Genomic DNA, 24905 nt, shown 5'->3' with positions numbered 1-24905 from the left:
GTGGTGGACCGCTCAGTGCTCGGCTTCGGCTTCGGTCCTGCCGTTCTCGCCGTTCTCCAAGGGCCACACGGTGGCTTCGACGGAGCCGACGAGTTCGAGGGGGCCGACGAGGGAGGCGGTGCGGGCGACGGTGAAGTCGTCGAGGGCGAGGAGGCTGATGCCGCCGCGGCTCTGGGCGACGGCGGCGTAGTAGGCGCCGGTGCCGCGGTCCTGGAAGACCCAGCCGGGCCGGGTGTCGGTGGGGATGGTCGGCACTTTGGAGCGAGAGGTGGGGAGGCTGCCCGTGGCGGCGGTGTCGGGCGCGTACGGCGCGCCCGAGTACTGCTGCGGGTGGCGCGGTTCGGGTGCGGTCGGGTAGTCCTGCGGCTCGGGTTCCATGGGGGTCTCCGTGTAGTCCGGCATCTGGTAGCGGGTCGGGTCGCCCGACACCGGGATCGGCGGCGGGTTCACCGGCTGGTCGGGCACGTTGATGAGCGTGCGCATTTCGACCTTCCCCGCAACGTAGCTCACCAACCACAATCCGATGGCGAGGGCGGCGAGGTCGACGCCGACCGCGAGGAGCACGCGCAGGTTGGCGTTGAGCCCGGTGCCGAACTGCGCCAAGGAGAACAGTCCCGCGGCGAGGGCGAAGACGACGAGGCCGGCGAGGGCGCCGGTCATGACGGCGGGGCGGCCGAGGCGCGGGACGGGGGCGGAGGGCCACTTCTCGGAGGCGCGGACGCCGCCGAGGGCGGCGGCGGCGAGTGCGGCGACGGCGAGACCGGCGACGGCGAAGGCGATCGCGGCGGCGGTGAGCCTCCCGGCGATGTCGTCGATGTAGTCCATGGTGGTCTCCGCGAGGTAGGTGCTCGGCCTGGTGGCCGGCGGTGTGGGCTGGATGGAGTTGTGTCGGACGGTGCCGCGTCGTCGGGCTCTATTGTGCGGTGCCTGGCCGCTTCCGAGCGTAGGACACCGGCCTCCTTGAGTTTAGTGTCGGATTGCCGACACGGAGTGATCGCGCCCATCGGATTGCCTTCCGGCGCTGAATGAAGTTCACTGGCTGCTGGCGGCGCTTGCAGTCGCTCTTCGGCCCGACGAAGGTGCGTTCCGTCAGCACCGCGGCATATGATGAGTGGCAAGACCCCAATGGGTTGGGAGACAAGAAACATGAGTGAAAATTGCGTTACGTGAGACTGCAGTGACTCCTGTGACGGAAGGATGGGACTGACGATGATGAGAGAGACACTCTGGACGGTGGCCGCGCACGCCCAGGCCGGCGCCGAGATCAACACGCAGGGGATCATCGGGTTCTTCCTGTCGAAGATCGCCCCGATCCTCCTGGCGATCCTCGGGCTCATCTTCATCGCGCGTTCCAACAAGGGCGAGGTCAGCCGCGTGCTCACCTCCTCGACCATCGCGATCATCGGCATCGCCTTCATCGCCGGAGCCGTGGTCCTGGTCGCGGTCGGCAGCGGCCTGGTCGACGTCCTCTTCAGCTCAGAGGATTAGAGCGACGCACCCCATTGCCCTGAGTTAGGCCGGACGGAGGACGCCCATGCGCTTGCGCACCGACGACGACATCTACCGTGCCCGGCTGCTGTACCTCGGCCCTCCCGGCTACACCCTCCCCGTCCACCTTCCCTACGGGCAGTACGGGGCCTTCGCCGCGCTGCTGGCCCTGTTCATGCTGCTCCGATGGGCCTTCACCGGCGACGTGGACCTCTTCCCCGCCATCGAGATCTCCCTCGCCCTCGTGGCCACCTCGCTGATCTTCCGCTACGTCGACGCCGACCGCCCCGCCACCACCGTGGTCCGCACACTGCTCACCGACTGGAAGCGCACGCGGGAGGCCGGGGACGAGCAGCGGATACCGGCGTTCACGACCCGTTCGATCCGCTTGCGGCCCACACTCGTGGAGCCTGTCCGAACTGAGGAGCGCATATGAGCGGCGAGGATCGCCGACAGCCCGTCGCCAAGTTCTCCGCCCCCCGGCCGCCCGCGCCCGTGCGCGACCGGGAGCGGCACGCAGGCGATCTCGGCGACGACGCCACCGCTCTGGCCGACGCGGTCTTTCGGGCCGAGCCCGTCAAGCGGCAGAGCGCCGAGCCCGGCAACGGGCGCGGCGCGGAGCCGGCCCAGGCGGTCCGCTCGGCGAGCGCGCCCCCGGCGCAGAGCCCGACCCAGCCGAGCCCGGCCGCCACGCCCTCCCCAGTGGAGCCCCATCGCTCCGCTGCTCCTTCGGACTCCGTCCGACACGCGTCCCCACCTGCGCCGACGACACCGCCGTCGGCGAGTCGTCCACAGGCTTATCCCCAGGGTTATCCACAGAATCCGGGGAGTTATCCACAGGGGTATGCACAACGTTACCCACAGGCACCTACCAGCGGAAATCCACAGGGTTATCCACAACACAACGGCAGTTATCCACAGTCGGGGCAAAGTTATCCACAGGCTGTTGACCAGCGACGCGGGAAAGTTTCCACAGGTCGTACGGCAGCTGAACAAAAGGGTGCACAAAGGGTGCCGGGCCAGGACCTCGTCCCGGTCAAGCAGGCCCGCGCCGAGGCCGCGGTGCTCGACACCACCGACCAGAAGCCGACCCGCGTCAAGCCGCTGCCCAGGGACAAGGAGAAGCAGCCGCTCCGCGAGCTGAGCCTCACCGAGATCGCCGGACACGCCACGTTCACACCCGCCTCGGTCACCGCCTGGTACAAACTGCCCGGCGTCCGCTGGTCCTTCCGGCCCGACCTCGAGCGCGAGGCGCTCATCGTCGCCATCGCCGAGCAGTTCGCCGGCCTCGCGGGCATGCGCGTCCACCTGCGCCGCACCACCCGCCCGTTCCCGGCCGACCAGTGGGCCCGCACCGTCGACAAGTACACCGCGCGCCCGCTGCGCACCGTCCCCGGCGGCACCAGCTGGGCCGACCACCTCGTGGCCGCCCAGCGCCACCTGCAGCAGCTCTCGCACGCGGAGGGCGAGACGTTCCTCGGCATCACCTTCAGCCGCCGCGGCGCCCTCGACCAGCTGGGTGAGAAGGTCGGCCGCATGTTCGGCCGCGGCACCAAGCTCTCCGAACGCGAGAAGATCGAGAAGCGCAGCCTCCAGTTCGACGAGGTCCTCGGATCGTTCGGCGTGCGCGCCCGCCGAGCCACCACCGCCGAGCTCGAATGGCTCGTCTACCGGTCGGTCGCCCTGGGGATGTCGCCGCCGCGCCTGCTCTCGGGCTCGAACAGCGAGTGGGAGTCCGGCGACGTCCTGGCCCTCACCGAGTCGATCGAGCGCTACCGGAGTCCTTACGGCTCCACGGTGAAGCTCGTCAACCGCCTCACCGGCGAGGAGAAGCACACCGCGGTCCTCACCGTCGGCCGCATGGAGGAGCTCGAGATCCCCCAGCGCCACGAGCCGTGGCTGCACTTCCACGAGCGCTGCCCGTGGCCCGTGGAGATCTCCAGTCGCATCGACATCCTCGGCCCCGGCGAGGCCTTCCGCGACCTCGACCACCGTCTGCGCCTCATCCGCTCCCAGCAGCGCGACTACGACGAGCACGCGATGGACGCCCCGCCGGAACTCCAGCGCCTCGCCGAACGCGCCCTCGGCGTGGGCGACGAGATGACCACGGGCCTGCCGATCGACGCCGCGCGCGCCCACGGCTGGCACCGCATCGCGGTCACCGCCGACACGAAGGAGGAGTGCCTGGAGCGCGCTCGCACGCTGATGCAGATGTACCAGCGGGACATGCGCATCAGCCTCCAGCACCCGAAGAACCAGGACTGGCTGGCCCGCGAGTTCATCCCGGGCGAGCCGGTCGCGCAGACCGGGTACGTGCGCCGCATGCCGGTGAAGCTCTTCGCCGCGGCCCTGCCCCAGGCGGCGTCCACTGTGGGCGACCAGCGGGGCGACCTCATCGGCCGCACCGCGGGCACCTGCCGCCGCCCGGTCTTCCTCGACATGCACTTCGCCACCGAAGTGCGCGAGAAGTCGGGCCTCTCGGTCTTCGTCGCCGAACCCGGCGGCGGTAAATCGACGCTGATGGGCGCGATCGGGTACCTGGCGGCCCGCCGCGGCGTCCAGGTCACGCTGCTCGACCCGTCGGGCCCGCTCGCGCGACTGTGCGAGATGCCCGAGCTCAAGCCGTACTCGCGGGTCCTCAACCTCACCGGCTCGGAGTACGGCACGCTCGCGCCGTACGCGCTCATCCCCTCCCCGAAGCGGGAGCACTACGAGGACACCCCCGACGGCCAGCGCGAATACGACATCGCGATCTCCAACGCGCGCAGCGAAAGACGCATGCTCGTGCAGGACATCGCCTCGATGCTCCTGCCGCCGCAGATCCAGCGCGAGGCCTCCACTGCCCGCCTTCTGCGCCACGCGGCCCGGCACGTCCCGGCCGAGGAGGACTCGACCATCGAGGACATCGTCGAGTCCCTGCAGGACGCCGAGGACCACGTCTCCGGCGACGGCGCCGAACTCGCCGCGCTCCTGCTCGACACCGCCGAGATGCCGCTCGCGAAGCTCTTCTTCGGCAGCCCCGACAAGGGCGTGCTCGAGGACGACACCGCGCTGACGGTGATCACCATGTCCGGCCTGCGCCTCCCCGACCTCGGGATCGAGCGCGAGTACTGGAGCGCCGAAGAGGCCCTGGCCCTACCGATGCTCCACACCGCGCACCGCCTGGCCGTGCGCCGCGCCTACGGCGGGGACATGCACCGCCGCAAGCTCGTCGGTCTCGACGAGGCGCACTTCATGGAGGGCTGGAAGTCCGGCCGCTCGTTCCTGGTGCGTCTGGCCCGCGACTCCCGCAAATGGAACCTCGCGGCGCTGGTGGCGAGCCAGAACCCGAAGGACATCCTCGGGCTCGACGTGCAGAACCTGGTCTCCACGGTCTTCGTCGGCCGCATCGCGGAGGACCGCGAGGTGGCCGAGGAGGCGCTGAAGCTGCTGCGCGTGCCCACGGGAGTCGGCTACGAGAACGTCCTCGCCTCGCTCTCCGAAGTGGATGCCGCGGAGACGCAGAAGCTCCCCTACCGCGAGTTCGTGATGCGCGACGTCGACGGACGCGTCCAGCGCATCCGCGCCGACTTCAGCTGGGTCCGCAACCTGCTCGAGTACCTGAACACCACGCCCGGGGAGGCGAAGTGACCGACCCCTCCGCCGATCACGACCTTGCTCCTCCCAAATCCGCACACCGACCATCCGGCTTCGCGAAACGCGCGGCCGGACGACTCGGCCGCGTGCTGCTTGCCTTGACGGCGGCGGCCGGTGCCCTGGTCTTCACACCGGGAATGGCTGGGGCACAAGGCGATGCGGGGGGTTGCACGGACTACGAGTGGCACACTGCTTGGAGCGACTGCGTCGACGAACTGCCTGCGGGGCAGGAACTCCAGTGCGAAGCCGCGCCCCAACCGGCCTCGCCGGACTCTGGTATGGCGGGATGGTTCGCCGAACCGAGCAGGCTCGACAAGAGTGAGGGCATCGGCACCTACAGCGCCTACGGCTACGCGGGCTATCAACTCCCGATGTACGGCTCGCAGGAAATGGCCATCGGCGGCGGCTGCGTTGACTCGGTCTCGATCCCCAACGGCGCCGATACCGCGAACGCCTTGGCGAACATGGAGTTCAACCTGTCCCTGGCGACGGTCGGCGCCGCGAACTCGATGCGACAGGCCGCGTGGGAACCCGACAACATGTGGGGTTGGTCCAACGACTTCATGGAGCAGGGCACCGAGGTCCTGTACCGCCAGATATTCACCGTCTTCGGCGCGGTCACCGTTGGCCTGATCGGGCTTTACCTGCTTTGGCGCTCAAAGCAGGCCGACATGAACAACGCCGTAACAACCGTGGCCTGGGCCGTGCTGATTCTCGTGCTCGTCACCGCCGTCGTGCGCTGGCCGGTTAAGGCCGCCGAGTACACCGACCAGGCCTTGACCATCGGCATGAACCTCAGCACCGTGCTCATCAACGACGACATGGTCGAGGGCTGCCTGCGCGAAGACGGCATGACCCAAGCACGCTACGACGAACTCAAGCGGAACAACGGCGAGGGCTTCTGCATCGACACTCGCTCTGCCGCCGTCGTCGCCTCCGACACGGTCTCCGGCCAGGTGCTCTACCAGAACTGGCTGCGGACCATGCTCGGCCAGAGCGAAGAGGTCACCTTCCAGGAGCGCGACGGCAAGGTCGTCGAGGACGCCGAAGGCAACCCGGTCGTCACTGACTCCAACACCGCCTACAAGTACGGGCCCGCGCTCTTCGCCGCCCAGGCCTTCTCCTGGCAGGAGGACTCCGAGGCGGACGACCCGGGCACTCGCAACGACCTCATCGAGGAGAAGCAGGAGATCTGGCGGAACCTGGTCGCCCAGATCCAGACCGAGGACCCCGAGGCCTACGCCAACATCAGCGGCCAGCGCGCCTGGGAGCGGACGGGCACCGGCTTCCTCGCCCTGCTGACCGCGATCTTCTTCTCGCTCTTCGACCTCACCGCCTCGATCATGATCATCCTGGGCTTCATGATCGTGCGATTCGCGATCGTGGCCCTGCCGATCATCGGCACCATCGCGCTCCTGCGCCCGGCCGGGGGCCCGTTCAAACGCCTGGTCAACACGGTCCTCGGCGCGATCATCAACGTCGCGATCTTCTCGCTGGCCGCAGTGATCTACATCTGGGCTTCGAGTCGCATCCTGGGCACCACCATGCCCGTCTGGCTGCAGGTCGTCCTCATTGGACTCTTGGGCGTCGCCGCCTGGCTGCTACTACGACCCGGGAGACGCATCGCCGGACTCGCCGCCGGCGGCGGCGTGGCCGACTCCTTCCTCGGCAGGCGCACTAGCGAAGCCGAGCGGGAGGCCGAACGCGAGCGCGAGCGCGAACGGATCTCCCGGCGCCGAGACGACGCCCGACCTGAAGAGGTCACCGACAGCGTCCGAACCCCGCGCAGCACTGACACCCTGCCCGAGCAGAAGACGGGAGCCGACCAGCCGGCCGGCACCGGCGGCCCCAGCGGGACAGGCGCGTCCGGCGGTGGCGGAGAGGTCTACCGGCCTTCGAGAAAAGAGTGACCGATGAACCGAGCCCTCCGGATCATCTTCTCCCGCAACGGGATCGTTGTCATCATCCTGGTACTCGTGCTCGGGGTGATCGCGCTGGCCTCGCAACGCCAGCAGACACCGCTCGACGGTGGGAATTCCGCCGATGGCAACTCGACCTCTGAGGCAAGCTCCGAGGCCTTCACCGAGGACGACGGCTTCGCGACTGAGAACTGCGAAGGCGACGACTGCTATCCCGACATCGAATTGCCGCAGGAGGCGGTGGACCGATCGGTCGAATTCGCCGAGGTCTGGCTCAACCCCAACGGGTTCGGTGCTGACAACTGGTACAACTCACTCCTTCCCTTCATCACCGACGAACAGGCCGAGCTGCTGCAGGGCGTCGACCCCATCTCGGTGCCCGCGAAGGAGATCACCGGGGAACCTGTCCCCGAGGGCACGAAGGTCGGCATCCCGATGGACACGGGCACGTTGACACTCACCATGACTGAAAGCTCCAACAACCTGTCCGGGACCGGCTGGCTCGTCTCGGCGATCGACTGGGAGCAGTCATGAGCACCATCGGCGATGACGGGACCACTGCGAAGGAATACTCTCTAGACCCCAAGCCCCCGAAGATTCCCAAGAAGCTTCGTCCTCTCATGTGGACGCTTACGGTGCTCAGCGTGTGCTGCCTCGGTGCGGTCTTCTCGATCGTGCAGTTGCTCTCCGACCAGTCGAACGGTAACGAAGGAAGCGTGACCCTGGCAGGCTGCGGCACCAACGCCACGGTCGACCCGAACGCCGAGTTCCCCGCCATCGACCCGTACAGCTCTGAGCAGATCAAGAACGCCGCCATCATCATCTCGGTCGGGCAGGACCTGGAGATTCCGGCCCGGGGCTGGATCATCGCGGTGGCGACGGCGATGCAGGAATCGCGATTGACGAACCTCGGGCACCTGGGCGACCGGAACGACCACGACTCCCAAGGCCTGTTCCAGCAGCGTCCCTCCTCAGGTTGGGGCACACCGGAACAGGTCACCGATCCGGTCTACGCCTCCACGAAGTTCTACGAGAAGCTCCAGACCATCGACGACTGGGAGACGCTCCCGCTCACCGTTGCGGCCCAACGGGTCCAGATCTCCGCCTTTCCCGATGCGTACGCCAAGCACGAGCCGAAGGCCACGGAGATCGTGAACACTCTGACCGGCGGCGGCGGCCGCGTGGCCGCCGTCGACACCCAGCTCGGCAACTGCAATCCCTCTGGCCAACTCTCCGCCTCGGGCTGGATGATTCCCGTTGAGGGACCGCTCAACTCGGGCTTCAGGACCGCCGAGCGCCCGACCCACAACGGGGTCGACATCGGCGCGCCGCGCGGCGCGACAGTGGTGGCGGCGTCGGCGGGCACCGTGATCACCGCCGAATGCAACGCGAGTCTGTACGGAGCGCCTTACTCCTGCAACCAGGACGGTTCGCCGGAGGTGGCCGGATGCGGCTGGTACGTCAACATCGTCCACGCCGGCGACTACCTGACCCGTTACTGCCACTTCGGTTCTGCGCCACTGGTGAAGGAAGGCGACGTGGTCCAGGCCGGTCAGATCCTCGGCTATGTCGGCTCCTCGGGCCGGTCGAGCGGCCCGCACCTGCACTTCGAGACGCACTTGAACGCCGACCGCAGCCCGGCGGGCGCGGTGGACCCGGTCGACTTCATGAACCAGATGGGCGCTCCGCTCCAGTAGCCGTTGTTCATTCGGCACGGTCAGGACTCGATGCATTCATTGGTGGAGATGTCGCGACGGCAGTCGTCGTCGTGTTGAGCGAGCCCTCGCCTCGTTCCCTCCGATCCTCAGCCCCGGCCGCGCGGAGCTGCGCCGTTCAGTCTCTCCTGCAACTCGGCTCGAGCTTCCGCCAGCGTCGCGACGATGACCGTTCCGAGTCTGCGATATTGCGGGCGCGCACTCGAGTACTTCCATCGCTTTGTCGAAGCAGGGATCTCAGGATCCCGCGAGTCCGGATCCGTTGCGCCGGAAGGACCGCCGCAACTCGGACTTTGGAGACTTGGATAATGAAGAGGTCGGCGCACTGCCCCACCGCGGTGCGCCGACCTCTTCATGCTTTCCCTCTGTTTCCCGCTCAAGCTTCGCAACCGCGGATAATGGATTTCCAGACCGACACGGCCTCGTCGATGATCTTCTCAGCGTGCTTCTCCGCCCACTCGACTTCCAATGGGGCGCAGACGCGCAAACCCGGTTGGGCGGTGTCGAGCCGGATCACCGAACCGAGGGCTTCAGTGCGCTGTTCCCAAGCCCGGGCCATGGTGATCCGAAAGCGCGCTTGAGTTGGGAAGGCTTGGAAGTAGAGTCGCCGTCCGCCGATCACGGCCGCGAAGTGAAGGCCGTCGCGCTCCTCAGCGGCGGACTTCCCTCTGGGCGCATCGCTGCCAGAAGAATTGGCGTTCACAGCGCCACCGCCTCTCGGAAGGCCTGACGCTCATCGAAATGTCGCTCCCAGTCGCCGAGGTATGGGCTGATGGGGCTCATTTGTTGCGTCCCTTGGAAGGGCGTACCCGCGAGCAGCGGTCGAGTCGCGGTTTGGGCCTGCGCGGCAACGGTACGGAGCGGGACCGTCGGATCTTCGATCACGACCTCGCTCTTGGCCATATCGATGCCGAGTACACGGAAGAGCAAGGCGCACATGGTCGCCCAGAACTGAAACCAGCGGTCGGTGAAGGTGGTCGTGGCCATCAGTTGTGCTTGGTGCAGATCTTGGGAACCGGCGATGAACCGCGTCCAAGCGTCTTCGCGGAGCTTGCCGAAGTCGTAGCGGTCCTCGTGGTCGTCTTCCCAGAATCGCCGTCGCGGACGTTTGGGCCGTTCGCTGCCGCCCAGACCGGTCGACATGCGACATCCCTCGGTCCCTTCGGAGGTGGGGCCGGGTGACGGTCGCTTGGCGCGCTCGGGTCGGGGCTGGTTCGGTTCGGCCTGGCGCGGCGGGTCGGGAAGTTCCCCTCGTCGGTGCCTGCCGGTGCGAGTGTCGGGACGCCAGTCGGGTGAACCGAACGGGCCGGGGTCGAGCGGATCGTGCGGGCGTTTACGGTCGATGATCCGCGTGTCGCCGGGCCGGTGCCGCAGATGCGGTGGTTCGTAGCGGGGGGATCGAGGGTCGGATTCGGGGAGCGTCGGGTCGGAGGCCTCTGGGTCGTAGCGGTACGTGCCGGGCGCATTCGAGTCGACATCGGCGGCGTAAACCACCTGCTCAAGGTAAGTGGGAACGCCCGGTCGGCGGTTCTGATTCGCCCCGGAATGGCTGTTTGCGGGCAGCCCGAAATCGAGTATCGTCGTAGTTGCCAAGGGAGCTTGCTCCTCTGGTTCAAGGGGCCGCCCGGTGGAACATGATTGGTAGTCGGTGCCACCGGGCGGCAGATGTACTTCTGCCTCATTCAGTTGGGCGCGAAGCCTCGCACAAGCGGATCAACCGATCGTGAGCCAGAGGCGCGCTGACCAAATGGTGAGCGAACTTCTCCGAGTTGTCAACCTTCACTTACGGCGTGTCGAGAGGTCTCAAGTGGATCACGGACGCAAGATATTTAGATAAGTCCATCTCCACCCGATATCATCGTCACACAACCCTCTTGCACTGCAACGGTAAAGCTGAACGTTTCCTGGTTCAAGGAGGCCTTGAGGGAGATCTCAAAGGTAAAGGCCGTGATGGATGTCTCTGAGGACTCCGCTGGTTCGATCGTGTCGATGAAGGCCGTGAATTCACCGTTTGCCTTGGCCCACTCACTGATCGCCGCGTCGATCTCTTCAGGCGTAACGCCTGTGTTTGCGGCGCAATGGGGTGCAGCTGCAGAGCCAGGCTCTCGTTCGACAACGATCGCACGCATGAAATCGGCGGCGACTGCCTCAGGGTCGACAACCTCGCCAAGATCATCGCCAGATCCTGGCTCTTCGCCTCCAACCCGCACCGCGTTCGAGACGCAGAACGCCCCATCATCTTCCTGGACCGTGATGACGAATTCTTCGAACCGCTGAGTCGCCTCGTGGATGTAGGAGACCGTCCCTGCCACCGTGGTTCCATCCACGCCAGGCACCGGGTCTCCGGTCTCGAGGTCCACTCGGGTGATTCCGCCAAGCTCAGCGTCGTATGCCTGGCGAATAGCATCAAGATCGGAAGGTGTCAGCTCAGGAGAGGCGCCTTCACAGAGAGTCGCCTCGGCCCGTTCCAAGTCCTGGTTCGATCCATAGCGAAGGTATCGCCAGGCTGCGTTGTTTGCGCTGGAGGCGGCTTCATCACGTGGGTCAACATTGGCAGGGTTGCCGCTCTCGGCAAAGCTGGGAGCAACCCAGCCGCCCAGGGCGACGACGATGGCCCACGCTCCGGCCATCGCACCGACTCGTCCCCACTTCCTTGGCGGGTCGGCGAACTCAGCTGCCTCGGCCTCGTCGACCGCCACGACCCGGTATTGCCTCCCGTCCGCGCTGCGGACCGTGGAGGCGCGACTGACGCGTCGCGGACCACGTACGTTGCGAACGACACGCCGGAACAACCTACCCATGACCACACCCTATTGGACCGCCCCCACAGACCTCAACCAAAGGCTGTTCGGATCCCCCTGGAGGGTCCTCGACTCCGGCTCCCAAACCCTGCCCAGCACCGCAATGATCACGATTTCCGCGTGCCTGCGCTATACGCCCCAAGCGTCACAACCAGGCCCTCCACGCAAGCACGTGACCTCAGTCCGCCCGGTGTCGTGTACCCGACACTCTCGAGCGAGGACGAATGATTGAATCCGTCGCATGTCCTCCCCGATAGTTGTAGCGGTCATTGCGGCCGTGGCTTCGGTTATCGCTGCCATAGTGGCGGGCGTGTTCGCCAACATTTCACGTCGTGAGGAGGTGCGACTCCAACGCACTAACCAGTCCTTCGAGCGAATCGCTGACACCAAGCGAGCGATGTATGAGCCCATCGTTCGGCTGCTCGACCGCATGTTCACCTCTGACGAAGTGCCTACACCTGAGGAGCTGGAACATAAGCGCGAATTCGACACCTGGCTGAACGTCTACGCCTCCGATGGTGCAGTCCGGGCCTATTCGCGATTCATGATGGCGCTACCGCATCAACCACCTGCGGATATACAGTTCCGGCTGTACGCCGACTTCTTGCTGGAGATCCGTAACGACGTCGGGCATCCCGACAGCTCGATCACCCGGATGGACGTCTTGGCAGGACGCATGGGCAACCTCTCCGACCTGTCGAGCCTGACCGAACCGAATCTTGACGTGGTCTGCAAACGCCTCGCCTGGACACCTCCCTGGTCATAACCGAAGGCAAGGCTGCGGCCAGCTGCTGGGCGAGGTCTTCGCCGAACGCCGGGCACCACCGAGAGGACGATCTCGGCCTGCGCCAACAGGTCCGGGAGCGCTGCGACCGGTTCCAGGCCCGCCTCGGCGGCGCCTTCGACCGCCCACCTCACTCTCCGTTCCCGGCCCTCCACCAGCGAGCCGTCTGGACCAGGATCGAGAGGGCGATGGTCGCCATCGCGGGGATCAGCCAGAGGAGGCCGGTCGCCGTCACGGGGATCGATCCGATGCCGACCAGGATGCCGAAGCACACGAACGGAGCCGCTGCGGTCACCGCCGGGATCAGCCGCAGGTACGGCCGCTGTCTGCGTCCGCAGATCGCCAGCGGCACACCGACGAACAACCCGTAGACGATCGCGGACAGGATCCAGGCGATAGGCCAGAAGAGCGGCCCGGCCCAGGTGTCGTAGACGATCACGACGGCTACGAACTCGGCGATGACGATGGTGGCGAACACCGCGGGCCACACCAGCAGGCACGCGAGCAGGTGAAACCAGAGGGGAAGGCGAGCCTTGGGCCGCGGGGGCGGGTAGGGGCCGGATCGGACCTGCATGGGAGGTTCGCCGGGGTGGCGTTGCACTGTGCTCATGAGGCTGTCGCCTCCTCGGTTGCGCTGAGGCGGTTGCCGTTCCGTGAGGGCCCGCCGGCAGGAGGCGCTCGGGCGCCCGTCAGCACCGTCTCCGCAGCGTGGCAGCGGCGGTGACCCGCCGGATGGGCGCGGTCACCCTACCCTGGGTTCATGAGCACCCACTCAGAGTCGGAGACCGGCGTTTCGGTCCCGTTGGCGCGCACTGGGTCGACCGGCGACGACTTCATTGAGCCGTTGGAGGCCAGAGACGTCGCCGTGCACCGGCGGATCGAGGCGCGGTTGCGCGAACGGTGCGGCGTCGATACGCGAGCGGTGCGGGACTGCTTCGTGTGGAACGGGCTCCAGTCCGAGATCGGGGCCGAAGGCGGGCCCGAGCTCGAGGAGACCTACCTCGCGCTGGCCGGGGCCGAGTTCGCGGCGCAGGCGGCGCGGACGAGGCACGGCTTCGACCGCGCGCTGCTGTGCCTCTGGGTGCACCACAGCTCGGTGCGAGCATGGAACCACACGTACCGGGTGGACCTGCTCACCAAGTGCATGATCCGGTTCGCCAAGACCGTGCGGGAGCCGTGGGGCCTCGACGCCGAACCGGACGAGCCCGTCGCGCTGGCGCTGCGCCTGTGCGACCTCGTGCGCGCCGAGATCCTCCTGGAGGACCGGCTCAAGACCGGGTCGCGACTTCGCTATGAGACCGCGCTGCGGGAACTCCTCGCCGGGTACGCCGGCCTCCTCGAGGAGACCGAAGGGCACACCGACCCGATCAGCGGGTACGTGCGGGACGAGGTGTGCATCCGCAACGAGTACCACTCGGCGCTGCACCGGGCGAATCAGGCGCTGGCCGTCGCGTCCGGCGGGCAGGCGCCGAAGTACGAGATGCGCAAAGACCTGCAGCGCTTGGCGAACGAGTGGCAGTTCTCCTCGGTCGAGCTGAGCAAGCTCAACGCCCACCGGCAGGCGCTGGAGCGCCTGCTGGCGTTCCTGGGCCGGGCGCCTTTCAAGGACTCGCGGCGGTGGATGCGGGTCGACGAGGGCCGGATCGTGTACCTGTTCCCGTTCGGGGTGACCGGGCTGGACTACGTCGCGCTCACCTCGCGGCTGCGGCATTCGCTCGAGCGGCGGGTGGACTCGGATCTGTTGCGGCCCAACGCGATCCATGACCACTTCACGTACCACGCCGACATCTGGGAGCCGCGCCTCGAGACCGACAAGCGGTTCGACGGCATGGAGATGTCCCTGCCGAACGTGCTGCTGCGCGTCGACGACGAGACGACCGAGGAGCTCGCCGCGTCGATCCGGTTCTCCCCCATGGGCGTCCACTGCCTGCGCCTCGAACGCACCCTCACCGACGTCTACCCCGGCGAGCTGCACGCCGCGATGTTCCGGGCGGCGCGCGAGCACGGGACCATCGACGTGCGCTGCGGCGACTCCGATCGCACCTGGGACCGCCTGTCGCGATTCGCCCGCGACCTCCTCCTCGAACAGCTGCCCGCGCATCTCGCGACCGACGAGGAGGCGGAACGGAAGCGGCATCACTTCGAACCCGTTGAAATCCATAGGGGACGCTCCCATGTGCTCATACGGGTGCTGCGCGCGAGCGAGCGCAAGCACGAGTACGGCCCGCACGTCAGCAACGGCGGCAGCGAGATGGTGCAGGACGGCCGCCGCCTGCTCACCCTCGTCGGGTCCTCCGTGCTCTTGCACGCCGCACCGGACGCGAAGGAGTCGCTGTGGGACTGGGTGCGGCTCGCCGACGACCACAGCAAGCAGATCTGGAACCAGCGCAACCAAGGCGACCTGCTCATCTCCACCGAGAACACCACCGTGATCGCCGCGCTCGACGCCCCGAACTTCATCTCCGGCGACCTGGAGGCCGTCGCCGAGTTCACGGCCTGTCTCAGCGGCACGCTCGCCGCCTGGAACCACCAGCTCGACACGTACCGGGCCAGTGTCACCGCCTCCATCGCCGCCTACAACACGCCCGGCGCCGACCGGTCCGCGCATCTAGAGGCGATCAAGGCCTCCCGGACCCGGATGCTCGGCTTCGAGAGCGAGACCCGGCAGGTGATCTCGCTGCTGCACTCGCCCTCGCTCCTGCGCTCCCCCTCGAACGCGGCCGCGCTGCGCCGACTCCTCGACGTCAGCGGCGTCGACGAGCAGCTCGAGACGTTCGAGGCCGGGCTCGGCGAGGTCATGGCCGACCAGTCCGAGGCGACTTTGCAGCGATGGGAGGGCGACCGGCAGCAGCGCATCCGCGACTCCCTCACCGCGGCCGTCTCGGCGCTCAGCGTGTGCGCCGCGATCAGCATCTGGCAGGCCGCGGGCCTGTGGACGCCGCTCGGCTGGAGCGCGGTGACGGCGGTCGTGGCGGTCTGGGCGGTCGTCTACGTGATGCGCCGCTGGGTGTCCTACTACGGCGCCTGGGCGACCGCGCTGCGGATCGTCACGGCCCCGGTGGTGCTCGTGCGGCGCTGGCGCGGCCGCCGCAAGTCTGCGCGAGTGGCCGCCTGAACTGCCGTTCCTTGAAATACTGGGCTCCTGGTGAGGGGGCTCGGATGAAGTATCGGATCGTGGAGCAGACGCGGCCGGGCGGGATGCTCGCGCAGGTGTACCGCGAGGTGCTGGTGCCCGCGTTCCCGCCCGAGGAGCTGGAGAGCGAGGAGAGCCTCGCCGAGACCCTGGAGACCGGGCTCGGGAGCCTGCTCGTGGCCGTCGACGACACCGGCAGACCGGCAGCGGCGGCGTTCGGGCACTGGTGGGAGGCGTCGCGGGTGCAGATGCTGGCGAATCTGGCCGTCAAGCCGGGCACGCGGGGGCACGGCCTCGGCGGACGGCTGCTGCGGGACGCGGTGGACGCTTGGAGGGAACGCTACGACCCGTGCCTCATCGTCGCTGAGATCGAATCACCGGACGCGCGCATGGTGCATGAGGACTACGGCGACCCGCGCCGCCGCCTGGGCTTCTACGAGTCCGCGGGCGCGCGGGTCCTCGACCTGCCGTACTTCCAGCCGGGCATCGGCGGGGCTTCGCGGCGCGTCCAGGGGATGCTGCTGCTGGTGATCCACGCCGACCCCACGTTCACCCCCGAACGTCTGGACCGCTTGTCCGGCAAACTGTTGCGCGCGTTCATCACCGAGTACCTGGCCGCCGCCGAGGGGGAGCCGGCGAACGACTGGGACGCCAAGGCGCTGTTCAGAGCGTTCGACCGCGAGGGCGGCATCCCGATGGGGCGGTGGGGAACGCGCCCTTAGCGGCACTCGCCGACGCGACGGGGGTTCCCCGGCCCGCATCGGTGCACTACAGTCGCTCCCAGTGCGCCAAGCCACACCCCCCGCGAGCGAACCGACTTGGAATGATCGAGCCACCCGCCACTCCCGCCTCGCCCGCCAGGGCCTCCGACGGCCGCGCCGCGCGGGCCGGCTGCAGCGCCGCGGGCGCTGGAGAGCGTCTGCCCGACATGCGGGTCTTCGCCGGTGACGCGGATGCTGCCGCGCGGGTGGCGCGGCCGTGATCCCCGCTTGCCTCTCGGCGGCGCTCACGGCCTTCGTGTCGGCGTTCTTCCCGATCACCCCGGTCGAGCCGTACCTGGTGGCGCTGGCCGCCGCCACCGGTTACAGCCCGATCGCACTCGGCGTCGCGGCCGCGGTGGGTCAGACGATCGGCAAGACGACGCTGTTCCTCGGCGCGCGCGGGGCCATCCGGTCGACCCGCCTGCGCCAATGGCTCGAAGCGGCGAAACGGCGCCGGGGACGGCAGCGAGCCGCCCGCTGCGCAGAGGCCGCGGTCGCTCCGACGGCAGCCGTGGAGGCCCCGGCGAACCCCGCGGCCGAGAGCGGCGCAGGTCGGACCGCCGCCGAGTCGGGTACCGCTCGAACCGCCGTCGACACCGATACCGCCGCAGGTCCGGCCGTGCGCGGACGCCGCACCGGCCCGTTCGCGGCGCTGGTCGCGACCGGCCGCAGGCTCCTGACCCTCCTCGACCGGCCCGCGCTCGCCGCCCCGGTCCTGCTCCTCAGTGCCACAACGGGTTTCCCACCGCTGATGGCCACGAGCATCTGCGCAGCCGGGACCCGCATCAACCTGCCGCTGTTCGTCGCCGCGTGCCTCATCGGCCGCTCGGTCCGCTTCATCGCCATCGCCTATGCGCCGCAACTGGTCTTGAGCTGAGACCAGCTGAACGCGTGCGTCAGCGGTGGCGGTCCTCCAGGTAGCGCATCAGGTTCGCGGCGGACTGCTCGAGCTTCTCGTCGCCCGCGATGACCTCGCGGAGGTCGTCAGGCCGGCATGGGCGGCGGTCGGCGAGACGGGCGATGTCGAGGAAGTGCGGGGCGATCCCGGTGCGGCGGTATGCGGCAAGCTTGTGGTGGCCGTCGATGAGGAACGACGCGCAGTCCTGCTCGTCGCCGGGCGGCTCCGAGCGGATGATGACCGCGAGCGGGCGGTCGCCGTCCTCGATGGCGTCCACGTACCCGGCGATGGTCTCCTCGTCGCGGGGCGGCCAGGCGTCGGTGGGGATGACGGCGGTGCCCTCGGTGCCGATGGGCTCGTACGGGTACCACCACGCGGTGCCGTTGTCGCCGAAGGGTTCGATGTGGACGTTCGCGTCCCGCCAGATGCGCACCCCGTAGTGGCCGGGCTGCAGGAGCCGGAGGATGGGGCGCGCGAGGTCGACCGGGTCGGTGTCGCGGGTGGCGTAGCGCAGACGGGAGCGCAGGTCCCAGAGCGAGTTGCGGAAGGTCGCGTCGCGGGTGCGGATCGCGAAGCGGTCGATCGAGCCGGAGCCGGTGTAGCCCTCGACGATGAGCGGCCGCCAGCCGATGCGGAGCGCGCTGGCGCCGTCGTGGCCTCCCACGGAGAGGGTGCCGTCGCCGTCGCGCACGTCGAGCACCCGGTATCCGAGGGACTCGGCCAATCGCGTGATCATCTGCTCCTCCGTCCAACCGCTGACCGCCGCCCGCCACCGCGACGAACCCGTCATTTCGGGCGACGCGACACGTCCCTCCAGCCTAGTACCCCGCTGCGACGCGCACGAACATCACCACGGTGAGCTGGGCATTGACTCACGCGTGCATGGCGGTCGTGATTGCGGGGTACCCCGATTGGCACCGTTGCAACTACAATGAGCGGCACGACCCCTCATCACCCCTGGAGGGCAGACCATCGGCCGCCCCGCCGGGTCCGCCACCCCGTTCCGCTCGAGATCATCCCCGACGCCCCCGCTCGAACACTCAACCTTAGGAGTACGCCTATGAGCTATCCCCCCGCTCCCCCGCCCCCTCCCGGCCCGCCGCTCGGGTCCACCCCCGAGACCATGCCCGGTTCCACGAAGGGCGCCGTCGTGCTCCTGTGGATCCTGTTCGGCTTCGGCATCTGCGGCGGCGCCCTCTCGGTCTTCGGCTACGCGGCCCTCGCGGCCCTGGAGGACACCGGCGACGTCTCGATCCCCTCGGCGTTCATGCCGTTCCTGGTCGCCTCGATCATCCAGATCCTGGTCTGGACCGTCCTGCGCGCCGTCTTCGCCGTGCGGATCGCCAAGCGCAACGCCGGCGCCCGCAAGGGAGCGATCATCCTCGAGGCCGTCGGCGTGGGCCTCTCGCTCCTGTCGTGGATCCTCACCCCCGAGGTCGAGGTCACCGGTGCAGCCGACGCCGGCGGCAGCGCCGCGAGCGGCGCGATCGGCGCGGTCATCGGTATCGCCTTGGCCGCCATCATCATCGGGCTGCTGTCCACTGCGGACTCCAAGCGCTGGTGCAACGAGTAGTACGGAAGCGCTGCGGCCGCTGGGCGGGTTCCGTCCGGCGGCCGCGCCGTGCTTAACGCGTTGCCGGAGTCGGCACGAAGGTCCTATGGTGAACCCCGAAAGTGAGGGTTGCTCCGTGACCAAGTTGAACCAGATCATCGCGATCGAGAAGAGCGTCAAGGCGAAGGCCGCGCGTGCGCTCGGCGACGCCGGGCGCGAGCTCGCGAAGGCACCGCTGCTGTCCGGCATCTCCCGGACCTACCAGCCGAAGGACGAGGAGGGCGAGCAGCTCCCGCCCGAGTCGACGAAGGTGCAGCGCCGCGTCGAAGCGCAGCTGCGCGAGGTCTCCGAGGCGATGACGCGCCTGTTCGACGTCACGGCCACCAAGGACCGCACCAACGCCATCGCCACCGCTGACATCACCGTGGACGGCGAGGTGCTCGTCGCCGACGTCCCCGTCACCTATCTCCTGTTCCTGGAGAAGCAGCTCGGCGAACTGCAGGCATTCGTGAAGGCGCTGCCCGTGCTGGACGCGGGCGAATCCTGGACGTACAACGACGCGTCCGACGCCTTCGCGACCGACCCGGTGAAGACGGTGCGCACCAAGAAGATCCCGCGCAACCATGTCAAGGCCGAGGCCACCGAGGAGCACCCGGCGCAGGTCGAGGTGTACTACGAGGACATCCCGGTCGGCTACTGGACCACCGTGAAGTTCTCCGGCGCGGCCCCCGCCAAGCGGGTCGCGCAGCTCTCCGAGCGGCTCGAGAAGCTCCAGATCGCCGTCAAGTTCGCCCGGGAGGAGGCCAACGGAACCGAAGTCGTCGACGAGAAGATCGGCGCCAAGGTCTTCGGCTACCTGCTCGGCGAATAGGCACACGGACTCCCCTGTTTTGAGCGACAGGGGTGGCGCGAATCGCGCCGAAACACACTGAAATTGAAGTTCAGGTCGAATACATCGCGGTAGAGGTGGGGGTTCGAGTCCCTCCCCCGGCACCACAAGTCGGGGTGGCCCAATCGGCAGAGGCAAGCCGCGAAAACTGAGACTCTCGCTCCAGCTTCAGTATTCGCCACGCCGCGCGTATCCGCGAGTAGTTCCTCTGGGACATCTAGGTTGGGGGTTCGAATCCCTCCCGCCCCACCACATGGGGCGGTAGCTCAATGGCAGAGCGCGATGCTAGCAGCAGACTCAACGGCTACCGCAGATCGCAGCGGCCACTATGTGGCACAACGCGGCCCGGGATGGAGGTCAACCACCCGGGCCGCACCAATGCCCCCGGTTGCGGCGGCGCGGCATCATGGTCGCTATGAGCCACAACCGAAAGGGCGATGCCGTGTAGGCCGCCCGCGCGAGTACGCGCACAGCAGCGACGCCGCGTCCAACCCGCGACGAGCCGGCCGCTCCCCCGAATCCCCGGCGCCTCGAGCACCCTGCAAGGTGCGATCACGCGCCTCGAACTCGACGATCCCCGTTTCAGCCCAGACGAAGTCGCCTCGGCGTTCCGGGTCTGGCACCGAGTGACCAGTGGCCCGTCCCGACGCGCCCGCGACCACGCACTCCACGCTGACTGCGAGCGCTGCAATCCGCCGAGCCGCGACGTCCTCGAACTGGCCCTGCACCTCCTGCCCCGGCGCTCCGCACAGGAGCTGCGGCACCTCGTCGCACCGCTCGACGAACGCTTCCTCCGGCTGACGATCCCGCTACCGAGCAAACCCCCCGGGCGGCCGTGGTGGACCTTGCGCACCTAGAAACGGCGCCACCGCAAAACCGTGCACCGCACCCAGCACGGCAACGCCGCTCCAGCCCGACCGCCAGGGCAGGCCCGACAATCCCGGTAGGGCTGCCCCTACCAGTGAAATGCCTGCTCGCAGGGTCGTTGCGGCGCTCCGCGCGGACGAGGATGAGACACATGAAAACGATCTTCAAGCAGCTCGGCGCCGACAGTGCGTACCTGCTCTCCTCGTTCCCGATCGCCCTCCCCGCGTTCATCATCACCGTCGCCGGCTTCGCCGCCGGCCTCGGCACCGCCGTCGTCTGGATCGGCGTCCCGATCCTCGCCGCGACCCTGTTCGCCATGCGCGGCCTCGCCGCCGCCGGCCGCAGCCAGCTCAGCGCCGTCCTGCGCCAGCCCGTCAACCGGCCGCACTACCAGCGCGCCCCCGAAGGCGCTTCCGCGCTCCGCCGGTACCTGACGCCGCTCACCGACGGCCAGTCGTGGCTGAACCTCCTGTGGGGCCTGGTCAACTTCCCGCTCGCCGTCGCCGGGTTCTGCGTCGCCCTGAGCTGGTGGGTCGCCACCGTCGCGGCTCTCGCCTACCCCCTGTACGCCTGGGTCATCCACCGCTCGGTCGGCGAAGGCGACGGCCTCGAGTACGCGACGCGCTGGCTCGGCTGGGGCGACTCGTACGCGGCGCTTTCACTCCTCGCCGTGCTCGGCGGCCTGGTCATGGCCCTGCTGCTCCCGCTGGTGCTGCGCGGCTTCGCGATCACCCAGGCCGCGCTCGGCCGGGGCCTGCTCGCCTCCCTCACCGAATCCGACGCGCCGTACGGCGGCCCGACCCGCGCCGTCTCCCTCGACACCGAGGTCACCCGCGTCCAGGAACGGCTCTCCGCCGCATAGCGGCCGGCATTCCAGGAAACCCCGACCGGGCGGCCGCCTCACGCGGCCGCCCGGTCGCCTTCGGGCCGGGAACGGTTTTCAGCGGTGCTAGGTTGGGGCGCATGGCAGCGCAGCACGGGCACCGGCACGACGACCACTCCGCCGCGTTCGACTTCGCCGAGGCCGCTCCCCGCTTCAAGGAGCGCGCCGCCGCCGAAGCCGACAAATACCGTCGGCTCGCCGAACGACTCTCGGCCCCAGGGGACGAGGTCGTCGCCGACATCGGGTGCGGGGCCGCCTCGATGGCGTTCGCCCTCGCCGAGGTCCTCCCCGACGCACAGGTGGCGGCCGTCGACACCGAACCCGCCATGCTCGACCTCGTACGCGAACGCGCCGCCGAGACCGGGGCCGCGGTGCGGGCCGCGCAGGCGTCAGTGGACGACGCGGACGCGCTCGCAGCCGCCGTCGGGGCGCCCGCCGACCTCCTGTGGGCCGGGCGCGTCATCCACCACGCCGCCGACCCGCAAGCTGCCCTGGACAACCTGGCCGGGCTGCTCGCCCCCGGCGGGCGGCTCGCGATCGGCGAGGGCGGCACCGCCCCGCAGTACCTGCCCTGGCATGTGGGCGTGGGCAACCCGGGGCTCGAGCTGCGCCTCATCGAAGCCGGGTCGCGGCGCCTCGAAGGCGAAACCCGCGAGCACGGGTCCACGCCGCTCCCGTACGGCTGGAACCTCGCCCTGGAGCGCGCGGGCCTGACCGACGTGCGCGAAGTGAACGAGCTCGACGCGACCCCGGCCCCGCTCGAAGGCGCGGCGCTGCGGCACGCGCTGGAGTCGTTGCGCACCAGGGCCGAATGGTTCGAGCACTACCTCAGCGACGCCGACCGGACCGCCTGGGCGAGACTCCTCGACGAAGACGGCTCGGACTGGCTCGGCAACCGCCGCGACCTCCACCACCTGTCGATCGACACGTACTTCGTCGCCGTCAAAGCGGCAACCGCCACCCCGGACTGAGGTCCGGGCTTGTCGCTCGCCCCCGAAACCCGACCAGCGCGCCGGAAAGCGCAGCCGCGCCGTCAGTCCTCGGCGTCGAACGACCCCGAATCGACCTCCAGCGGGAAGAGCCGCTCGAGCGCGGCCCGCGCGTACACCTCTTCCAAGTGGTCGACGCGCGCGAAATCGCTGAGCAGATCGTAGCCGTCGCGCAGGCCGAGCCGCCCGAGCCGGTAGGCCGCCTCGATGCGCCCGAACCAGTGGAAGCAGTCGTCGGAGGCGAGCACCGAGTAGGCCTCGACCCCGACGTCGGGGCTGAAGCAGTGCATCGCCTCTGCCGCATCGATTCCCAGGTGGAAGTCCATGACGGACTCGACGCCCTTCACGATCCGCCACAGCGCGTGCTCCGCGTCGATGACGCTGTCCTCGGCGAGCTGCTCGGCGCAGATGATGCGCAGCCGCACCGAGACATGCGGAGTGTTCGCCAAGTGCCGCAGCGCCATCGAAGCGGCCGAGGGGTGCACGTTCCGCAGGGCGTGGGCGGCGCTGTGGCGCACGTACTCGCTCACCGTCTCGTCGGTGACCAACTGCATCAGGGCGACCCCGGCGGGGCCGGCGGCGCAGTCGACGAGGGCGCTAGCGGCGTCGAGGCGGTATTTGGGGTCCACTGTCGAGTCGGCGGCGATGGCTTCGAGTGCTCGGGCGGCGTCCTCGACGCTGAAGCGGCCCATGTGCTCGGCGACTTCGAGGCGCACCTCTATATCCACATTGGACAATTTGGCTACGGGTGAGAGGCGCATGGCCATGTCCCGGCCGCCCAGGTCGATGAGGTCTTGGATGAGCTGGATGCGCAGTTCGGCGTCGATCGCCTCGTTCTTGATGGAACCCACGAGGTTGCTCATGGCGCGGTCGCGGCGCTGATGCGGGACGGACACGACGGCCATGCCTATCGAAGGCGCGCAGGAGCCGCCGAACGAGCCCGCCGAGCGCTCACGGCCGTCGTCGAAGGCGCCGAGCGCCTCCTCGGCGGCAACCGGAGGCCGGTACGCGCCGCTGATCGCGGCCTCGTAGGCGCCGACCTCGGCCGCGTCGGTGCTCGCTTCGCCGGTGCCGCCCCAGAAGCGGGCGCGTGCGCTCACTGGCTCCGGGTCGGGCTCGTCGCGCATGCGGGCGAGCTGGCGGCGGCGCTGCCAGCAGCCGGTCGCCCAGGTCGCGGCGAGTGCGGGATAGAGGAGGCCGTAGCCCCAGAAGCGGTTCAGGCCGAGAAGCTCGACCACCGGGACGGGGGCGAGCGCGGCGGAGAAGCGGATGGTCCAAAGCTGCACTGCATTGGCGTTCGCCATACGTCGAACCTCGGGTAGAAGCGTTGTCGGCGGGACTTCTGGGTGCGGCTCCGCCGACGACCGCGACGGCGGACCGCCTCGGGCGCCGCGCGGCCTCGATGTGGGATCGACTGCGCTACCAGGCCGCATACGGGGTGCCGGGGCATAAATCGTAGTCCCAGAGGGGGGCTCGGCGTCGCACAGGGTGTGCGACGGTCCACCCGCGCCGGGCGGCGCGAACGGTTCGCCCCGCTACGGCCCCTTGGGCTTTGGCAGGGGGTGCGACCTGGGAATTTCCGGGGTCCACGGGGTCGGTGGTTGCCTGTACGATCGAGAGCACCCCGGTGAAGCCCAATCACCGCGACCGATTGCCCCCGAGCAGACGAGGCGTGTAGAAGCGATGACGTATCCGCCCCCCGGCGGTGGGAACCCGCAGTACCAGTTGCAGCCCGAGCCGCAGCAGCCCAGCGATCCCTATTCGCAGGGTTACAACAGCACGCCCCCGCCCGGCAACTACTACCAGCAGCAGCCGCCCCAGCAGTACACGCAGCCTTCGAACCCGCAGTACCCGCCGGTGCCGATCCAGCCGACGATGAACGTCCAGCCCGGCTACCCGTCGGCGCCCGGTTCGGTGCTGCCTCCCCCGATGCCGCCCGCGAACCAGGGCAGCGGCAACCTCGGCGTGATCCTCGGAGTGATCGTGGCCCTGGTCGTGGTCCTCGGCGTCGCCGCGGTGCTGATCATCCCCGGCATGATGGACGACGACGACCCGCAGGCGGGCGGGGACCCCTCCGAGAGCGCGGCACCCTCCGAAGAGGAGTCGAGCGAGGATGCTGAGGCGCCCGTTGAGGAGGAGGCGACCACCCCCGACGCAGCGGCGGACGACGACTTCGCCACGTGGGGTACGCCCGTCAACTCCGAGGAGTTCGCGGCGGGCACCCCCGAAGCCGCGGCCATCAACTACCGCATCGGGTCTGACACGGACGACGACGATCTGATGCAGGCGCAGGTGTGCGCGGAGCCGACTTCGGCGATGCAGACGGACCTCGAATGGGAGCTGGAGTACCCCGGGTACAACTTCGATTTCCTGCTATGGAGCATGTCGCGCGAGGTCGACGGCGGCATGGAGGTCTGGGTCGGCTGGACCATGGACGACAGCGAGCCCAACAGCACCGACGAGATGGAGGACGGCTCCGGCTATACCTTCACGGCGGTTGAAGAGGGCGGCGTCTGGAAACTCTGCGATGTGACCTACTGACGGCTTGAGCGGCCACCGCTCCGCCTTGCACGGCCTGATCGGCGCGGGG

23 protein-coding genes are annotated in these 24905 nt (G+C 68.6%); 16 read left to right on the top strand and 7 right to left on the bottom strand.

Features of this window, described 5'->3' with window-relative positions; all coding sequences use genetic code 11:
- Positions 1–12: 12 nt before the first annotated feature.
- Positions 13–825, bottom strand: a complete 813-nt coding sequence (locus tag JHY01_RS12555; RefSeq protein WP_205325994.1) for a hypothetical protein — start codon at positions 823–825, stop codon at positions 13–15.
- A 384-nt stretch (positions 826–1209) separates the two neighbouring features.
- Here JHY01_RS12555 and JHY01_RS12550 point away from each other — a divergent pair, with 384 nt between their 5' ends.
- From JHY01_RS12550 to JHY01_RS12525, 6 genes are all read left to right on the top strand, one after another.
- A complete protein-coding gene (locus JHY01_RS12550) occupies positions 1210–1488 on the top strand; it encodes a hypothetical protein (RefSeq protein WP_270111720.1) in 279 nt (92 codons plus the stop codon).
- Between the two features lie 46 nt (positions 1489–1534).
- Positions 1535–1924, top strand: coding sequence for a hypothetical protein (locus JHY01_RS12545; RefSeq protein ID WP_205325992.1), 390 nt, complete (start codon positions 1535–1537; stop codon positions 1922–1924).
- Positions 1921–5118, top strand: coding sequence for an ATP-binding protein (locus JHY01_RS27745; RefSeq protein ID WP_205325991.1), 3198 nt, complete (start codon positions 1921–1923; stop codon positions 5116–5118). Before JHY01_RS12545 ends, JHY01_RS27745 begins: the two co-directional genes overlap by 4 nt.
- Positions 5119–5402: 284 nt before the next feature.
- Positions 5403–7034, top strand: coding sequence for a hypothetical protein (locus JHY01_RS12535; RefSeq protein ID WP_205325990.1), 1632 nt, complete (start codon positions 5403–5405; stop codon positions 7032–7034).
- A gap of 3 nt (positions 7035–7037) precedes the next feature.
- Entirely contained in the window at positions 7038–7577 is a 540-nt protein-coding gene (locus JHY01_RS12530; RefSeq protein ID WP_205325989.1) for a hypothetical protein, read from the top strand.
- Positions 7574–8740 (top strand): M23 family metallopeptidase, encoded by a 1167-nt coding sequence (locus JHY01_RS12525; RefSeq protein ID WP_240192709.1) that lies wholly within the window; start codon positions 7574–7576, stop codon positions 8738–8740. The genes JHY01_RS12530 and JHY01_RS12525 overlap by 4 nt, the downstream gene beginning before the upstream one ends.
- A gap of 394 nt (positions 8741–9134) precedes the next feature.
- On the opposite strand, the gene JHY01_RS12520 is transcribed toward JHY01_RS12525, so the two are convergent.
- The 3 genes from JHY01_RS12520 to JHY01_RS12510 form a co-directional block, all read right to left on the bottom strand.
- A complete protein-coding gene (locus tag JHY01_RS12520) occupies positions 9135–9461 on the bottom strand; it encodes a hypothetical protein (RefSeq protein ID WP_205325988.1) in 327 nt (108 codons plus the stop codon).
- Complete coding sequence (locus JHY01_RS12515) at positions 9458–10351, bottom strand: hypothetical protein (protein ID WP_205325987.1); 894 nt, start codon at positions 10349–10351, stop codon at positions 9458–9460. The genes JHY01_RS12520 and JHY01_RS12515 overlap by 4 nt, the downstream gene beginning before the upstream one ends.
- 236 nt (positions 10352–10587) lie before the next feature.
- Positions 10588–11457 (bottom strand): hypothetical protein, encoded by an 870-nt coding sequence (locus tag JHY01_RS12510; protein WP_205325986.1) that lies wholly within the window; start codon positions 11455–11457, stop codon positions 10588–10590.
- Positions 11458–11800: 343 nt separating this feature from the next.
- Here JHY01_RS12510 and JHY01_RS12505 point away from each other — a divergent pair, with 343 nt between their 5' ends.
- On the top strand, positions 11801–12325 hold the full coding sequence (locus JHY01_RS12505; protein ID WP_205325985.1) for a hypothetical protein: 525 nt from the start codon (positions 11801–11803) through the stop codon (positions 12323–12325).
- Positions 12326–12473: 148 nt separating this feature from the next.
- Here JHY01_RS12505 and JHY01_RS12500 read toward each other — a convergent pair whose 3' ends face one another.
- The gene (locus tag JHY01_RS12500) at positions 12474–12953 is read right to left on the bottom strand and encodes a hypothetical protein (RefSeq protein WP_205325984.1); all 480 of its coding nucleotides are present in this window, start codon (positions 12951–12953) and stop codon (positions 12474–12476) included.
- A 150-nt stretch (positions 12954–13103) separates the two neighbouring features.
- Here JHY01_RS12500 and JHY01_RS12495 point away from each other — a divergent pair, with 150 nt between their 5' ends.
- From JHY01_RS12495 to JHY01_RS12485, 3 genes are all read left to right on the top strand, one after another.
- Positions 13104–15458 carry a hypothetical protein gene (locus tag JHY01_RS12495; protein WP_205325983.1) on the top strand — a complete coding sequence of 785 codons (2355 nt, stop codon included), beginning with the start codon at positions 13104–13106 and terminating at the stop codon, positions 15456–15458.
- 44 nt (positions 15459–15502) lie between these two features.
- Positions 15503–16198: a GNAT family N-acetyltransferase gene (locus JHY01_RS12490; RefSeq protein WP_205325982.1), complete on the top strand. Its 696-nt coding sequence runs from the start codon at positions 15503–15505 to the stop codon at positions 16196–16198.
- A 256-nt stretch (positions 16199–16454) separates the two neighbouring features.
- Positions 16455–17114 (top strand): hypothetical protein, encoded by a 660-nt coding sequence (locus JHY01_RS12485; RefSeq protein WP_205325981.1) that lies wholly within the window; start codon positions 16455–16457, stop codon positions 17112–17114.
- A 19-nt stretch (positions 17115–17133) separates the two neighbouring features.
- Here the strand turns inward: JHY01_RS12485 and JHY01_RS12480 are convergent, their stop codons facing one another.
- A complete protein-coding gene (locus tag JHY01_RS12480; RefSeq protein WP_205325980.1) occupies positions 17134–17871 on the bottom strand; it encodes a hypothetical protein in 738 nt (245 codons plus the stop codon).
- A gap of 324 nt (positions 17872–18195) precedes the next feature.
- Here JHY01_RS12480 and JHY01_RS12475 point away from each other — a divergent pair, with 324 nt between their 5' ends.
- From JHY01_RS12475 to JHY01_RS12455, 5 genes are all read left to right on the top strand, one after another.
- Positions 18196–18708: a hypothetical protein gene (locus JHY01_RS12475; RefSeq protein WP_205325979.1), complete on the top strand. Its 513-nt coding sequence runs from the start codon at positions 18196–18198 to the stop codon at positions 18706–18708.
- A gap of 115 nt (positions 18709–18823) precedes the next feature.
- Positions 18824–19558, top strand: coding sequence for a hypothetical protein (locus JHY01_RS12470; RefSeq protein WP_205325978.1), 735 nt, complete (start codon positions 18824–18826; stop codon positions 19556–19558).
- A gap of 644 nt (positions 19559–20202) precedes the next feature.
- The gene (locus JHY01_RS12465; protein WP_205325977.1) at positions 20203–20433 is read left to right on the top strand and encodes a hypothetical protein; all 231 of its coding nucleotides are present in this window, start codon (positions 20203–20205) and stop codon (positions 20431–20433) included.
- Between the two features lie 161 nt (positions 20434–20594).
- A complete protein-coding gene (locus JHY01_RS12460) occupies positions 20595–21305 on the top strand; it encodes a sensor domain-containing protein (RefSeq protein WP_205325976.1) in 711 nt (236 codons plus the stop codon).
- Between the two features lie 101 nt (positions 21306–21406).
- Positions 21407–22297, top strand: a complete 891-nt coding sequence (locus JHY01_RS12455; RefSeq protein WP_205325975.1) for a class I SAM-dependent methyltransferase — start codon at positions 21407–21409, stop codon at positions 22295–22297.
- 62 nt (positions 22298–22359) lie between these two features.
- Here the strand turns inward: JHY01_RS12455 and JHY01_RS12450 are convergent, their stop codons facing one another.
- The gene (locus tag JHY01_RS12450) at positions 22360–23619 is read right to left on the bottom strand and encodes a HEAT repeat domain-containing protein (RefSeq protein WP_205325974.1); all 1260 of its coding nucleotides are present in this window, start codon (positions 23617–23619) and stop codon (positions 22360–22362) included.
- Between the two features lie 379 nt (positions 23620–23998).
- Between JHY01_RS12450 and JHY01_RS12445 the strand changes: the two genes are divergently transcribed.
- Positions 23999–24856, top strand: a complete 858-nt coding sequence (locus JHY01_RS12445; protein WP_205325973.1) for a hypothetical protein — start codon at positions 23999–24001, stop codon at positions 24854–24856.
- The last annotated feature ends 49 nt before the right edge of the window (positions 24857–24905 follow it).

This window comes from Glycomyces sp. YM15 (genome assembly GCF_016918015.1).
Taxonomy (GTDB): Bacteria; Actinomycetota; Actinomycetes; order Mycobacteriales; family Micromonosporaceae; genus Glycomyces.
This window is presented reverse-complemented; position numbering and strand designations above follow the sequence as displayed.